Annotated in this window: 12 protein-coding genes; 2 read left to right on the top strand and 10 right to left on the bottom strand. The window is 71.5% G+C overall.

Annotated elements, in window-relative coordinates; translation table 11 throughout:
• Positions 1-3 precede the first annotated feature (3 nt).
• On the bottom strand, positions 4-1,425 hold the full coding sequence (gene mycP / locus IU476_RS07895; RefSeq protein ID WP_195098236.1) for a type VII secretion-associated serine protease mycosin: 1,422 nt from the start codon (positions 1,423-1,425) through the stop codon (positions 4-6).
• Between the two features lie 13 nt (positions 1,426-1,438).
• Positions 1,439-2,914, bottom strand: a complete 1,476-nt coding sequence (gene eccD, locus IU476_RS07900; protein WP_195098238.1) for a type VII secretion integral membrane protein EccD — start codon at positions 2,912-2,914, stop codon at positions 1,439-1,441.
• Positions 2,915-3,163: 249 nt separating this feature from the next.
• Between eccD and eccA the strand changes: the two genes are divergently transcribed.
• Entirely contained in the window at positions 3,164-4,999 is a 1,836-nt protein-coding gene (gene eccA / locus IU476_RS07905; RefSeq protein ID WP_195098240.1) for a type VII secretion AAA-ATPase EccA, read from the top strand.
• 13 nt (positions 5,000-5,012) lie between these two features.
• Here the strand turns inward: eccA and eccB are convergent, their stop codons facing one another.
• On the bottom strand, positions 5,013-6,506 hold the full coding sequence (eccB, locus tag IU476_RS07910) for a type VII secretion protein EccB (RefSeq protein WP_195098242.1): 1,494 nt from the start codon (positions 6,504-6,506) through the stop codon (positions 5,013-5,015).
• 260 nt (positions 6,507-6,766) lie between these two features.
• On the opposite strand from eccB, the gene eccE reads away from it, so the two are divergent.
• The gene (gene eccE / locus IU476_RS07915; protein WP_228823324.1) at positions 6,767-8,425 is read left to right on the top strand and encodes a type VII secretion protein EccE; all 1,659 of its coding nucleotides are present in this window, start codon (positions 6,767-6,769) and stop codon (positions 8,423-8,425) included.
• 80 nt (positions 8,426-8,505) lie between these two features.
• Here the strand turns inward: eccE and IU476_RS07920 are convergent, their stop codons facing one another.
• From IU476_RS07920 to IU476_RS07950, 7 genes are all read right to left on the bottom strand, one after another.
• Positions 8,506-8,805, bottom strand: a complete 300-nt coding sequence (locus IU476_RS07920) for a WXG100 family type VII secretion target (protein ID WP_228823325.1) — start codon at positions 8,803-8,805, stop codon at positions 8,506-8,508.
• 65 nt (positions 8,806-8,870) lie between these two features.
• The gene (locus tag IU476_RS07925) at positions 8,871-9,170 is read right to left on the bottom strand and encodes a WXG100 family type VII secretion target (RefSeq protein ID WP_195098247.1); all 300 of its coding nucleotides are present in this window, start codon (positions 9,168-9,170) and stop codon (positions 8,871-8,873) included.
• Between the two features lie 50 nt (positions 9,171-9,220).
• On the bottom strand, positions 9,221-10,012 hold the full coding sequence (locus tag IU476_RS07930; RefSeq protein WP_195098249.1) for an ESX secretion-associated protein EspG: 792 nt from the start codon (positions 10,010-10,012) through the stop codon (positions 9,221-9,223).
• A complete protein-coding gene (locus IU476_RS07935; RefSeq protein WP_195098251.1) occupies positions 10,009-11,004 on the bottom strand; it encodes a PPE domain-containing protein in 996 nt (331 codons plus the stop codon). Before IU476_RS07935 ends, IU476_RS07930 begins: the two co-directional genes overlap by 4 nt.
• Before the next feature lie 17 nt (positions 11,005-11,021).
• Positions 11,022-11,354, bottom strand: a complete 333-nt coding sequence (locus IU476_RS07940) for a PE family protein (RefSeq protein WP_195098253.1) — start codon at positions 11,352-11,354, stop codon at positions 11,022-11,024.
• A gap of 29 nt (positions 11,355-11,383) precedes the next feature.
• On the bottom strand, positions 11,384-12,790 hold the full coding sequence (locus IU476_RS36740) for a hypothetical protein (RefSeq protein WP_195098256.1): 1,407 nt from the start codon (positions 12,788-12,790) through the stop codon (positions 11,384-11,386).
• Positions 12,787-13,104 (bottom strand): type VII secretion target, encoded by a 318-nt coding sequence (locus IU476_RS07950; RefSeq protein WP_195098257.1) that lies wholly within the window; start codon positions 13,102-13,104, stop codon positions 12,787-12,789. Before IU476_RS07950 ends, IU476_RS36740 begins: the two co-directional genes overlap by 4 nt.
• Between the last annotated feature and the right edge of the window lie 80 nt (positions 13,105-13,184).

The raw sequence follows: 13,184 nt of genomic DNA on the forward strand, positions 1-13,184 counted from the left end.
CTTCTACGGCTCCAAATCCGGATCGAGCTCGGCGCGGGAACGCCGGAACGGAATCGCCGCGGCCAGACCGATTCCCAGCCCGCCCAGGCAGACCAGCGAACCGACGATCGCGATCCGGCGCGGGCGCGGGTCGGGGACCGCGGGCGGCACCGGCGGCGCGATCGCCCGCGGCACGTCGGCGCCCGCGCTCACCGGCTGGTCGGGTAGCGGATCGGTGAGGGCGGCGAGCGGGTCGATCAGGCCGTGCCCCACGCGGTCGTCGCGGCCCGCGCCGGGTGCGTGCGCGGTGCGGGTGATGCGTTCGATCACCTGGGCGGCGCTCATATTCGGGTACTTGGCCCGGACCAGGGCGGCCAGGCCCGAGACATAGGGCGCGGCGAAGCTGGTGCCCTCCACCGGCCGCACGCCCTCGGCGGTCTGCACGCCGTCGACGAGGCCGGTGCCGCCGGGCTTGCTGTCCAGCGACACGATCTGGCGGCCGATCGCGGCGACGCCCATCCACGGGCCGTGCAGCGACAGCTGCGACGGCCCGCCCTCGGGATCCACCGAGGCCACCGACAGCACGTACGGCGAGAACCACGCCGGGGTGGCGACGGTGGTGACCGCGTTCCAGCCGGAGCCCTCGTTCTGGTTCTCGCACGGGCCGCCCTGCTGGACGTTGCCCGCGGCCGCGACCACCACGACATTGCGGTCGTAGGCGTACTTGACCGCCGCGCCCAGCGGCGCGTCGGCGCCCTGGGACCCGGCGGGCGTGCAGGCCACCTCCGAGATGTTGATGACGGTGGCGCCGAGGTCCACCGCGCGCACGACGGCGGCGGCGAGGGTCAGCACGCTGCCGTAGCCGGAACTGGCGATCTTGTCCGGCCGGTCGCCGCCGCGACTGTCCTTGCCCTCGTAGGCCAGGCTGAGCTGGCGGATGGTGAGCAGTTCGGCGTCGGGGGCGACACCGGCGAAGCCGTCGGACGGATTCGGTTGCCCTGCAATGATTCCGGCGACCAGCGTGCCGTGGCCGTCGCAGTCGGCGGTGCCGTCGCTGTCGGAGACGAAATCGCCGCCGGGTTGCAGGGCGGGCAGCCGCGGGTGCCGGTTCACCCCGGTATCGATGACCGCGACCTTCTGGCCCGCGCCGCGGCTGAACTGCCAGGCCGCCGGCAGATCCAGCACCTGCTGTGCGACGGGCGGTTCGGTGGGCGGTCCGCCGACCAGCGTCGGCTCCGCGCAGACGGACTTCTGTTCGGTCGGTTCCAGCGGGGCGGGACGGTGACTGAGATCCAGCGCGGGACCGAGCGCCCCCATATCGATCGCGGGCGGCGCGACCGCCGCAGCCTCCGGTAGTCCCGCCGCGGGTAGTCCCGCGGCGGCGCCGGCCAGTGCCAGCGCACCGGCCATCCGCATCGCGTTCCGGCGAAAGGTGCTGCCACTCATAGGCTTCCGGCCATCAGATGTTCCGGGCCGTCGAATACACGTCCATGATCCACAGCACCAGCGGCAGCACCGCGATGAGCAGCAGGTACTCGAAGATCTCGATGCCGCGCCTGGTCACCGGCGTGACCTCGACGTGCGGGCCGATCACGCCGAAGCCGACCGCGCCCGCCGCGAAGGCCAGCAACAGCAGCGGAGCGAGCAGTTCGTAATCGACGTCGCCGAACGCCAGGCCGACCAGCAGCAGCACGAAGGTCAGGCAGCCGCCGGCGATGAGCGTGGCCGCCTGCGTGAGATCGGCGAACGACCGGCCGCGCAGGCACAGGACGACGGCGGTGATCACGGCCAGCGTGATGCCTTGCCAGCGTTGCGATCCCAGCGGATCGGCCGCGCCGAACGCGCCCGCCGCCGCGGCGACCGTGAACGCGGCCACCAGCCCCGACTGGAACTGGTTGGCGGTGCGCGCCCGCTGCCCGAGCCCCGCCGCCGACGGCAGCGCGGTCGCGCCGATCGCGCCGATCCCCTCGATGGTCGGCCGGGGCTCGTGGTCGGCGGGATCGATCGCGGCGCCCGCGGTGGGTACCGGCGGGATCGGCAGCCGCGCCAGCAGCGCCGCCAGCCGCGGCACCGCCGACAGCAGCAGGATGCCGCCCACCAGCAGCCCGGCGGACAGCTTGGGCAGACCCGGATGCCACACCAGATAGACCGCGGCGGCGACCAATCCGATCACGCCGCCGGCCCCGACGGCCGAGAAGAGCGTCGCGCCACCGCCGATCACGCGGTAGCCGACGACCGCGGCCACGATCGCCACCGAGACGCCCAGCAGCACATGGGGACTGCCGAGCCGGCCCGGCACCAGCAGCGCGGCGCCGCCGAAGAACAACAGCAGCGCGTCCAACGACACCCAGGTGGCGGTCGTCCGGTCGAAGTACTTGCGGGCCGCGATCGCGGCCGCGCCGAAGGCCACCGCGCCGAGCCCGAGCAACGCGAAACCGGGCCACAGCGGGTCGCCGTGCCGCCGCGAGGCGGCCAGCAGGATCAGGGCGGTCAGCACCGCCAGCACCGAGACCACCAGGCCGGTCCACCGCGCGGCGGCGCCCGACCAACCTCGGAAGTCGGCGGCGACCAGCCGCGACACCGCGTCGATGACATCGTCGAACAGCGCCGGCGCCTCCTTGGCCGCGACGGTCCGCAGCACCAGCAGCTCACCGTCGTAGACCTCGGCGTCGATCAGCGAACGGCTCGGCGCGATCGGGTCGCGGCCGAGCCGGGCCAGCGTCCAGTGCTGGGCCCGCAGCGGGACCGAGTCGTCGTCGCCCTCGGCGATGTCCGGGTTGCGTGATTCGATCAGCGCGACCAGATCACCGATGAAGCTCGCGATCGGCACCGTCGCCGGCAGTCCCACGTCGACCTGGGTGTTGCCGCCGATGACCGAGACCCGACACAATTCGGGCTCGGTCGCCTTGGTACTCGTTGTCGATGGTTCCGTCACCGGAGTCGATCTCCCACCCTCATCTTTTCGAATGCCCGTTCCGACCGGGACGACAGTGCTCCTTCGAAACACCGTGAGAACGAGCGACTTCGGTACCTCGGAGAACCGCAGACCTCGGTATCACTCACGTTGCAACCTACCGGCAGCTAACCCTAATCTAACTGACAGATCGGACCCGTGCGATCGGTAGTCTGGTCGCACGATGAACGTATCCAAAACCACAAACGAAGGCTTCGGGGTTCGACAGCAATGAGCGGCAACCGTCAGGCGCAGCGCGCGTTCGATGCCGGAGTCTTATCCCTCGGTCTGCCCATCGAAGGGCAGGAGTCGGCGCGGGATCCGGAATACGCGAAACTGGCGTTCCAGCGCGCCACCGAATGGGATCCGACGATGTGCGACGCCTGGCTGGGCCGCGCCGCCGCCGGCGAGGTCACCAAGGAGGTGCTGTTCAATCTCCACAAGACCAGCACCGGCACGCTCTACCGCGAACAGCGCCGGGTCGGGCTCGCGCCGCGCTCGCTCGCCGGGCGTTTCCTGCCCGGTCTCTACATCGACTATCCCCTCGCCTCCTACACCGAGATCTGGCTGGCCTGGGCGGCCTTCCTGATCGGCGACAAGGAGTACGACGAGGCCGAACGGGTGCTCGACGAACTCGACACCTACCGCAGATCCCAGCTCAGCGACCCCGACCGCGAGGTCGACAACCGCATCGCCGCGTACGTGCGCGCGGTGCTGCACTACAACACCCAGCGCTGGCCGGACGTGATGACCATCCTGGCGGGCTCGGCCGAGTGGGACGACCCCTATCTCGCCGCGGGCGCGCACGTCATGGTCGGCACCGCGTGCGCGCAGCTCGGGCTGTTCGGCGAGGCGATCCGGCGCATGGAACAGGCCGAGGCGGGCCCCATTCCGGCCGCCCGCACCACCGCCATGTTCTGCCGCGGCCTGTGCCTGCGCGAAACCGGCGGCGAGGACGAGGCGCAGGCGCTGTTCGAGAAGGTCTATTCGCAGGCGCCGGATTTCGAGGCGAACACCGCCGCCATGCGCGACCGCACCTACCGGATCACCGTCACCACCAAGGAGTCCATCGAGTCGCGCACCGACCGCTGGGATCCGGCCACCGCGCCGTCGGTGGAGGCGATCCAGCAGGCCGAGACCGAGGACCGGGCCAAGAAGGTGCTCGCCGAGGCCCGCGCCGAATTGGACCGCCAGATCGGCCTGGACGCGGTGAAGAACCAGGTCGCGAAGTTGCAGTCGACCGCCCAGCTGGCCAAGATCCGCGCCGAGAAGGGTCTGTCCGCCGCGCCGCGCGGCCAGCACCTGGCGTTCACCGGCCCGCCCGGCACCGGCAAGACCACCATCGCGCGCGTGGTCGCCAAGATCTATTGCGGCGTCGGCATTCTGCGCACCGACAAGGTGGTGGAGGCCAAGCGCGGCGATTTCGTCGGCCAGCACCTGGGTTCCACCGCGATCAAGACCGAGAAGCTGATCGACACCGCGATGGACGGCGTGCTGTTCATCGACGAGGCGTACACGCTGATCCAGACCGGGCTGTCCGGCGGCGACGCGTTCGGCCGCGAGGCCGTCGACACATTGCTGGCCCGGATGGAGAACGACCGCGACCGGCTGGTGGTCATCATCGCCGGGTACGACGGCGAGATCGACCGGCTGCTGGCCGCCAACGACGGCTTGGCCTCACGTTTCGCCAAACGCCTGCAGTTCCCCTCGTACAAGCCCGACGAGCTGGGCCGGATCGGCACGCTGATCGCACGGTCGCGGGACTCCGAATTGTCCGAGGGCGCACAGGAACTGCTGGTCCGCGCCTGCGACAAGCTGTACAACCTGGAGAGCACCGACCAGAGCGGTCAGCCGCGGCGCGGCGTGGACCTCGCCGGCAACGGCCGCTTCGTCCGCAACGTCATCGAGGCGGCCGAGGAGGAACGCGAGTTCCGCCTGGCCAACGACGAGTCGCTGGACCTGAGCGCGCTCGACGAGACGCAGCTGATGCGCATCGAGGCCGAGGACATGCGCATCGCCCTCACCGGCATCCTGGCCTCGCTGAACGTCGGCATCACCGACTTCTGAGGTTCGCGGCCCCTCAGCGCCCTGCCGCGCCGACCGAATCGTGGCCGGCGAGCGCGTCCTGCTGCGACAGCGTCGGACCCGGGACCAGCTGGCCGACGATCGGCCACGGCGCAAGACGCGGCTTGTCGCCCAGGCCGAGCACGCCGGCGGTGGCGGTGTCGGGGACGCCGTAGCGAATTCCGTTGTCGCCGATGTAGAACAGGCCGTCGCGGCGCGCACTGCCCGACTCGATCCCGGTGGCCTGCACGAACTCGCCCGAGCCCGGGGCGAGGTACACCGTGTCGACGCGGTCGCCGGTGCCGTCGGCGGTCGCGAGTTCCACCGGCTTCGCGGAATTCGGGATGGGCAGGCGGGTTCCGGCGAGGATCGAAACCACGGCCCGCTCCCCCGGTCCCTCCACCCGGCCCGGGTCGGCCGCGGTCGCAGGCGATTTCGACCAGGCCACGCAGACCACCGGCGTGTCGTCGGTGACGAGCAGCTTGGGCACCTGTGCCGGGAACTGGTCGACCCGCAGCGTGTGCCGCTGCGGCACCTGGTCCAGCACGTCCGGCGGCACGGTGGCGATATCGCTCATGCCCTGCGAGTTCGAGTTCCGGATCACCTGCGCGGTGAACGGCGACACCGGCTGCACTCCGTCGGCCAGCACCACGTACAGGTCCGGCTGGCCGCCGCGCGCCAGGCTCGGCACCGAGATGATCCCGCCCACCGGCACTTTCGACAACGGGCCGGGACCCGGCTGACCAGCACGATCGATCTGCGGCGGCGTCAGCGGCGGCACCTCGCCGGTGGCGCCGAGGAAGCCGGTGCCGACCGGGCGCGGCCGCGCCGTCGACAGGCTCAGCGAACGCGACATCACCGAATTGGCGGGATCCACCTCGGCGCGCTTGCCGTCGTAGATCAGGTAGGTCTTGTCGCCGTGGCGGACCAGCAGCGCCGAATCGCCGCCCGCGACCCGGGTCCGGTCGCTCAGTTCGGGCGGTCCGGCAACCACGGTCGTCGTCCCGCCGCCCGCCGACCGCGTGCCGCCGGTCATGGATTCGCACAGCGCCCAGTGCGAGTGGTCGCCCTGACGCGAACCGGGCAGTGCGGCAGGCGCTCCCGGAATGCCCAGCAGCGGGCCACGCGGGTATTCGTCGAGCTTGTTGTCCGCGACGGCGTGCGGGGCGGCGTTGCTTCCGGTGATCAGGCGCGCGGAGGCCAGATTCAGGACCGGGTGCAGGCGCGTGCTGCCGTCCTGGGCGTGCACCACCACGTACAGCGCACCGCTCTGCTTGCCCGACACGATCAGCTCGTCGCCGATGGCGCCCTGCGGGCGCAGGAACGCCAGAATCGCCGCACCCGCCACGATCAGCACCGACAGCACCGCGCCGACCAGCAGCGAGCGCAGCTGCGACCGCATCGGGTCGTGCAGCATGCGCACATCGCGCCGGATCAGGGCGTGATCGAGGCGCCGCAGCAGAAATCGATACCCGTTCACCTGGGCACGGGTCGTCAGCTGTGCTGGCACTCGGTCTCCATCAAGCTATCCGTCACTATCCGTAGCCGACACGGTACCGTAATTCCGGAGGCGGCCCGAACCTATGAACGGCCGCCCGGGGTGCGGCTGTTCCCATGGTGACCGCGCGAAAGCGAAGCAGGGCAACAATTGTGAACGACACGATGAACAAACGCGCAACAACCGATACCAGCGATAATTCTGGCAAAAAACCAGCTAATGGCGCTTCGGCATACGACGAGTTACGGGACCCGGAATTCTGGCTCTTCCGAATGTTCCCGCTTCGCGTGGTGATACCGGTGGCGGCACTGGCGGCGCTGGCCGCCTGGATCGTGCTCGCGTTCACCGATTTACCGGTGGCCGCGGCCGGGACCGCCGCCGCGGTCCTGCTCATCGGTCTGGTGCCCGTGCGGGGGCGCCCGCTCGCGGGGCGGGTCGCCGCCGGCCTCGGCCGCCGGCACCGGCCCGCCGTGGACCGCGTCGGCGAACCGGCGGTCGACGTGCCGCTGGACGAGGGCGGCAGCTACGGCGTGCACTGGGACGGCGACCTGCTGGTCACCATGCTGCGCATCGATCCGCCGCCGGACACCCTGACCCTGCTGCGCCGCGGTTCGCTGAGCACCGACCAGTTGCTGCCGCTGACCGAGGTCGCCAAGTGCCTGGACCAGTTCGACATCACGCTGGCCGGCATCGATGTGGTCAGCACCGGCGCGCGCACCGCGGGCACCGGCGTCGTGGCCTACCTGTACGACCGCATCCTGGGCCCGCTGCCGGCCATCGCGCACCGCACCGTGTGGCTGGTGCTGCGGCTGGATCCGCTGGCCAACGCCGAGGCGGTGGAGAACCGCGGCGGCGGGAGCACCGGTGCGCTGCGCACCGCGATCATCGCCACCCGCCGCGTGGCCAACCGGCTGGCGGCGCTCGACATCGCGGCCTCGGTGCTCACGGCCGGCGAAATGAACACCGCGGTAAGACAACTCACGCACGGCTTCGACGTCGCCCAGCTGAAGGAGACGCCGAACTGGCTCGAGGACCGCGGTCGGCACCTGACGCACTACCAGATCGGCGCGGAGCTGATCGGCCCGCAGGGCCTCGCCGACATCTGGTCGGTGCCCAGCCTGTCCACCACCACCATCCTGCGGCTGCGGCCGGGCGCGCGGCGCGGCGACCGCGGCGACCACGCCGGGACGGTCGTGCTCAACGCGGTGGTCCGCTTCGACTCCGGCGCGCAGCCGGACCGCCCGCCGCTCGCCGGGCTGCGCGAGCTGACCGGCAACCAGCTGCGAATCCTGTTGGACACCTTGCCGATCGGCTCCGGCGGCCGCTGGGGCGCCGACGTCGCCTACCGCGGCACGCTCACCGCGCTCGCCGGCATCACGGTGCCCACCGCCGGCTGCGGGCAGCTCATCGGCGCCGACGAACGCGGCCAGGGCATCGCGGTGCCGCTGATCGGCGAGGGCACCCGCCACCTCGAGGTGATCGGCAACGTGGACCTCGCACAGCAGGTGATCCTGCGCGCCACGGCCCTGGGCGCGCACGCCGTCGTGCACACCAACCGGCCCGAGGCGTGGCACACCATGGTCACCAATCTCAATGCGCCACATGTGCTCTCGATCGCGCCGCGGTCGGCCGGGGCCAGCTATCACGTCCCCTCGCCGCCCCCGCTGCCGGCCGCGCCCTACCCGAGCACCACCGTCGTGGTCTTCGACGGGATCCAGCCCACCGCGCTCACCGGCGGCGCCACCATCGTGCATGTCCGGCAACCGAATCAACCCGAGAGCCACTTCGAAGCCGATGTGACGCTGATCCAGGATCCCCAGGCGCCCAACCGAATTACGGTGCGGACCGCCGCGGCGTCGGCCACCGTGTTCATGGTCACCACGCCCGACGAGATGCAGTACATCGGCGAATCGCTGGTCGCCACACGGTAGTTCACCGGGCACGAACGCCGACGGCCGGCCGGACACCTGCCCCGGCCGGCCGTCGGTGGTTCGAACCCGCTCGCGCGAACTCAGAAGTCCGCGAACCCGTCGCCGACCTTGCCGTCGGCCTCGAGCGCCGCGTGCTTGGCGTTCTCGACCTTGCCGGCCAGCGCGTCCAGCTTCTGCCGGGTATCCGACAGCGCCTCGGTCATGTGCTTGTGCGCACCGTCGAAGCCCTGCTGCGCCTGCGGACCACCGAGGTTCGCCCGGAAGTTGTTGGCCGCGGCCTCCAGCGCGTCGATCTCGCCGTTGATCTTGCTGCCGTTGGTCTTCAGTTCCTCGAACAACCGGTCCATGGCGGCCGGGTCGTACAGAATTTCGTCGCTCATACCCTCAGTCCTGTTCAGTCGTGTGCATTCCGGTCACCGCGGGACGACGGCGACCCTTACGCGAATTAGGCGAACGAGCCCTGGTCCATGTTGACCAGGTGCTTCTTGCCGGCGTCGACGGCCTTGGACAGCTCGTCGAGCTTCTTGTTGAGCTGGTCCGACTCGTCGCTCCAGTCGTCCATGACCTTCTTGAACTCGTCGTTGGCACTACCCTTCCAGCCGTTGCGCACCTCGTCGCACGCCTGGTCGACCGCGTTCACGGAGTTGCGCAGGTTGGTGATCGAGGTCTCCATGTCCTGGACGACCTTGTCGATACCGGAAGCCTGCACACCGACGCTCTGGCTTCCACCGCCGAACATTGCCATTTTTGATTCCTCTCCTCAGGGATGTATTCGTACCGATCGGGATTGTCGAGTTATCGGGGCAGCCACCTCCCCCCGGGCAGCCCGTCGATCAGCGCCGTGATCGCTTGTGCCACACGGTGGTCGGTGCCCGGGGTCACCGTGGACCAGACCTGCCGGTCCGGGGCGACCATGGGGGCGACGACGATCCGGCCGCGGGCGGTGTCGTAGATCGCGACGGTGCCCGGGACCCGGGTGGTCAGTCCGTCGTGATGCGTCGACGCCACGATCTCGGCGTAGGTATGGCAGGACCCGAAGGCCGAGCCCAGGACGGTGGCGTCGCGCTCGGCGGCGCCGAGCGCGTACATCGCGTCGGTGTACTCGGCGACCGTGCCGGCCGCGTTCAGCCGGGCGGCCAGTTCGTCGGTCGGCGCGCTGAGGCTGGCCACCTCCGCCGCCGACACCGAATCCAGCACGGCGAGCAGCGGTGCGGCCAGGGCCGCCCCGGAGCCGTCCACCCAGGCCGAGCGCACCTCGACGCGATCGCCGACGCGCACCGCCACCGCGTGCTCGGCGCCGCGGCGCACCAGGCACGCCCGGCGGGTGCCGCCCTCGCCGTAAACCCGCAGTGCCAGTTCGTATTCCGGCTGGGACAGGGTGAACAGGGCCGCCGCCAGGTCCGGGTCGACGTCGCCGTCCGGGTCGATCACGCCGACCGCGGTCAGGTCGGCGACGGCGCGCTCCTGCGCGGCGCGGAACTCGTCGAACGAGTCCTGGCGCGGCCCGATCGACAGCGCCAGCGGCAGGGTCTGCACGCCGAGCCGGTCGGCCACCGCGAGCAGGCTGTCGTTGGTGAGCGCGGTCATGCCGCACCCCCGGTCCGCCGGGCGGCGTGGCCCTGGTCGGTGGTCGCCGACTCCACGGCGCCGAGCACCGACGGGGCCGCCTGGATCTCGCCGTCGAGGTGGTCGCCCGAGTCCCCGGCGAGGCTGGCGCGCGGGAAGCGGGGTGTGTCCTGGGGCGCCGCGCCGCCGCCCGACGCCGCGGGGCCGAACGGGACGGCCTCGGCGGCGGCGTTCCCGGTGCCGACCGGAACCGGTTGCGCCACAAGCTCGGACGCGGCCCCGGACTGTGCGTAGACCGGCGCCTGATAACTCGTGCGCACGCGCGGCACGGCGGTCGGCATCGTCACCGAGACGGGACCGATCGGCATGGCGCCCGGCGCGAAGCCCGCGGCCGAGGCCGACGCCGCCGTCGCGGCCTGGCGCGCCGACTGCTCGGCCACCAGCGCCTTGTCGGGCGCGATCCGCGGCGGTTCGGCCTGCTGCCACGGCGTCGCCAGCGGCTCGGTGGCGGATTCGTAGCTGCGCATCACCCGCGCGGCCACCGCCTTCGCCAGGTCGGCGTCGGTATCGGTCTGTGCGGCAACGGCTTTCAAGGGTGCGCCGAGCATGCCGCCGACCGACTCCAACATCCGCTGAACCTGTTCGATATTCGCGATATCGGCGGTGTCGGGCATCGCCAGCCGCGCGATCTCGTACGCGGCGACCTGGGCCTGCAGCCGCGCCGCGTTGGCCGCGGCGGCGCCGGCGGCCTCGATCAGCCATTCCCGCAGTGCCGAAACACGTTCCAGCACAGCGTCACTGCGGCCGGACTGCCAGGCGCCGCGCAGCACGGCGAGGGTCTGCTCGTACTCGACGACCGCGGCGCCGAACGAGGCAGCGAGCCGCGACCACGCGGCCGCGGCCTCGGCCATCGGCACAGAGCCCGGCCCCGTGGTGAGGTCCTGCGCGAGCCGCTGCGGTTCGCGCGCTTCCCACACCACGCCCGTGAACCCCGGCTGTGGCATCTCGACCATTGCTGTGGCAATCCCTCTCAGGCCCGGCCGCCGAGCTCCGCGGCGTTGTCGGCTTCCATCCGGCCGATCTCGTCGGTGTTCCGCCGCAGCGTCGCGGCCAGCTTGCGCATCTCGTGCACGCTGGCCTGGGCGCTGGTCAGATACGACGACGCGACCTCGTTGCCGGTGTGCGCGGCCCGCGCGGACACCTCGTCGGCGCCGGCCGGGTCCACCGTCAGCGCGGATTCGGCGGCCGTCAGGTCGGCGGTCAGCCGATCCGCCAGCGCGTCCAATCCGGTGGCCGCCTTGCCGGCCGCCGCGGCATCGAACTGTATGCCGCTGAACACCTCACCAGTTCCGTCCCCGCTCATGGCATCCTCCTGTTTGCTCGGCACCCGAATCAGAGCGTGAGTTCCTTGTCCGGCGGTGGTTCCGGCGTCGTATCGGTCGCGCCGACCACCGGCAGCGAGACCCCCTCGATGTGGCCGACGACCTCGTCGCCGTGCCGGCCGGTCACCAGGTTGCCGCGCAGCGCCTCGTCGGTGGAGGCCTCGCCCGCACGGCCCGCCCCCGCCGCGCCCGCGGCGCCGCCCATGGGCAGGTAGCCGCCGCTGCCGCCGGAGCCGGACAGCTGGCTCATGCCGCCCGACAGTCCCGAACTCACGCCCGACGCGGCCGCGCCGCTCACGCCACCGGCGACCCGCGTGCCCTGCCACGGATTCAGCGGCTGCGACGTGGCGCCGACCGCGGCCCCACCGACACCCGCGCCGCCGCCCGCGAAACCGCCGATGCCGGCGCCGCCACCCGCGCCGCCCGCACCACCCGCACCGCCGCCGGACGCGGCCGTCGCGTCCTCCGGCCTCGCGACCGATGTGGGCGCGGACAGCGCCGTATTCGCCTTGGCCAGTTGGCCGATCGCCTGACCCGCCTGAGTCCCCATGCTCATCAGCGGCGACAGCAGGCTCAGCAGCTGCGAGACGTCCTGCGAGGACTTCACGCCCGTCGGCGCGCCGGTGATCGGGATCTTGGTGCCGACCTTCGTCATGGTGCCGCTGTGCACGGCCAGCTCGCCCTTGGTCTTGGCGGTGATGCCGAGCGCCTCGGTGATCGACTGAATCGTCTGCTGCACCAGGAAGACCTGACCGACACCGCTGACGATGAACAGCGGCGCCATCGCCATCACCGCGGCCTGCTTGGCCACCACACCGGCCAGTTGCGCCGAGCCCACGGCCACGCTGCCCGCCGCGCCCAGCATCACCGACTTCTGGCCGGTGCTCTGCGCGCCCAGCGCCGCCGAATCCGCGCTCGCGGCCGCCGCCTTGCCCGCCGCCTGCTGCGCCGCCTGACCCTGCCACAGGGTCATCACGAGTTGCAGCGCCGAGGTGCCCAGCGACATCACCGTCTGCAGCGTGGACGACACGTTCGACAGCACCTGCGTCGGGTCGGCGCCCGGCGGCGGCGGTGCGGCCACCGGCTGAGCCGACGGCGGCGCGCCACCCTCGCCGTTCGGTTCCCCTTGCGTCGCAACGGGTTCCGGCGCCGGCGCGAACCGGCCGGTACCGAACGCCGCGGCGAGATCGGTGAGCGGCCGCATCAGCGCGCTCAGGTCGATCACCGGCAGCGGCGGCATGCCCGGCAGCGGCGGCACACCTTGCAGATCGGGCAGCGGCGGCAGCCCCATGTCCTGCAGGATGTCGCCCACCGGCCGGTCGAGCATGGGCGCCAGGGCGCTGCCGCGCAGCAGCTCCAGCACGGTCGGGTCGGGCGACTCGGCGCCGGGTGGCGGAGTCGCGCCCGGCAGACTCATCGCTCCCGGCCGACCGAACCGATGTCCGTGCCGGAATGGATGTCCGCGGTCTCGTAGGTGGCGGCGGCCTGGTGCGCCGTCAGGGCGGTGCCCGCGTGCACGGCCGCCAGCTGCGCCACCGAGGACAGATGATTGGCCTGCGCGAAGGCGTAGGAGAGCAGGAACTCCTGGCCGATGAGGCCGAAGACCGGAACGGCGGCGGCCATGGTCGCGGTCTGGTCGACCGCCGCGGCCGAGGCGACGCCGGCGGCCATCACGGCCGAAGTGTCACCGTACCGGCGAACCGCGTCCGGCACTACTTCCACGTGATTCATACCCTCATCCAATCCCGAAACGTCCCTCAACGTTTCGTTCTCGACGGTACCTTTACCTGTGCATAGGGCGCGATCGACGG

This window comes from Nocardia blacklockiae (assembly GCF_015477355.1).
Taxonomy (GTDB): Bacteria; Actinomycetota; Actinomycetes; order Mycobacteriales; family Mycobacteriaceae; genus Nocardia; species Nocardia blacklockiae.

Bases quoted from the DNA above. Each gene is read 5' to 3' on its own strand.
- IU476_RS07940 (WP_195098253.1), bottom strand. From the start codon at position 11,354: ATGAGCGGGGACGGAACTGGTGAGGTGTTCAGCGGCATACAGTTCGAT.
- eccA (WP_195098240.1), top strand. From the start codon at position 3,164: ATGAGCGGCAACCGTCAGGCGCAGCGCGCGTTCGATGCCGGAGTCTTA.
- mycP (WP_195098236.1), bottom strand. From the start codon at position 1,425: ATGAGTGGCAGCACCTTTCGCCGGAACGCGATGCGGATGGCCGGTGCG.
- IU476_RS07935 (WP_195098251.1), bottom strand. From the start codon at position 11,004: ATGGTCGAGATGCCACAGCCGGGGTTCACGGGCGTGGTGTGGGAAGCG.
- IU476_RS07920 (WP_228823325.1), bottom strand. From the start codon at position 8,805: ATGAGCGACGAAATTCTGTACGACCCGGCCGCCATGGACCGGTTGTTC.
- eccE (WP_228823324.1), top strand. From the start codon at position 6,767: ATGTTCCCGCTTCGCGTGGTGATACCGGTGGCGGCACTGGCGGCGCTG.
- IU476_RS07925 (WP_195098247.1), bottom strand. From the start codon at position 9,170: ATGGCAATGTTCGGCGGTGGAAGCCAGAGCGTCGGTGTGCAGGCTTCC.
- IU476_RS07950 (WP_195098257.1), bottom strand. From the start codon at position 13,104: ATGAATCACGTGGAAGTAGTGCCGGACGCGGTTCGCCGGTACGGTGAC.
- IU476_RS36740 (WP_195098256.1), bottom strand. From the start codon at position 12,790: ATGAGTCTGCCGGGCGCGACTCCGCCACCCGGCGCCGAGTCGCCCGAC.
- IU476_RS07930 (WP_195098249.1), bottom strand. From the start codon at position 10,012: ATGACCGCGCTCACCAACGACAGCCTGCTCGCGGTGGCCGACCGGCTC.